Origin of the sequence: Methylobacterium longum (assembly GCF_022179385.1) — a bacterium.
In the GTDB taxonomy this organism is placed as follows: domain Bacteria; phylum Pseudomonadota; class Alphaproteobacteria; order Rhizobiales; family Beijerinckiaceae; genus Methylobacterium; species Methylobacterium longum.
Genome location: NZ_BPQS01000187.1, coordinates 1 through 445 on the forward strand (window position 1 = coordinate 1; position 445 = coordinate 445).

The 445-nt window shown below is 69.9% G+C and carries 1 protein-coding gene; it reads right to left on the bottom strand.

Going from position 1 to position 445, the window contains the following annotated elements:
* On the bottom strand, positions 1 to 445 hold a 445-nt coding region (locus tag MFF58_RS32030; protein WP_238294379.1), incomplete at both ends, for a transglutaminase-like domain-containing protein.

A 445-nucleotide genomic window follows, 5' to 3' on the forward strand; every position in this document is an offset into this window, starting at 1 on the left:
GCGCAGTCGGTGGCGTCGCGACCGCGGGCCATGACGATGCGGCCGATGCGCGGGCGGTTGTGCCGGGCGTCGAACGTGTACCAGCGCGGCCCCTCCGGCCCGTGAAGATAGACTTCGAACCACGCGGAGAAGTCCATCGGCGCCGGATCCTTCGGGACGCCGATGTCGCCGAGGTAGCCGGTGGCGTAGCGTGCCGGGATGTTCATGCACCGGCACAGGGTGATCGCCAGATGGGCGAAGTCCCGGCACACGCCCTCGCGCTGCATGAAGGCGTCGTGCGCGCTGCGCGTCGCGTCGGCGCGCTGGTAGTCGAAGCGGATGCGCTCATGCGTGTAGTCGACGATCGCCTGGACGCGCGCCCAGCCTTCCGGAGCGCCGCCGAACAGCGACCACGCCGTCTGCGAGAGCTTGTCGGTGTCGCAGTAGCGCGAGCCCAGGAGGAAGA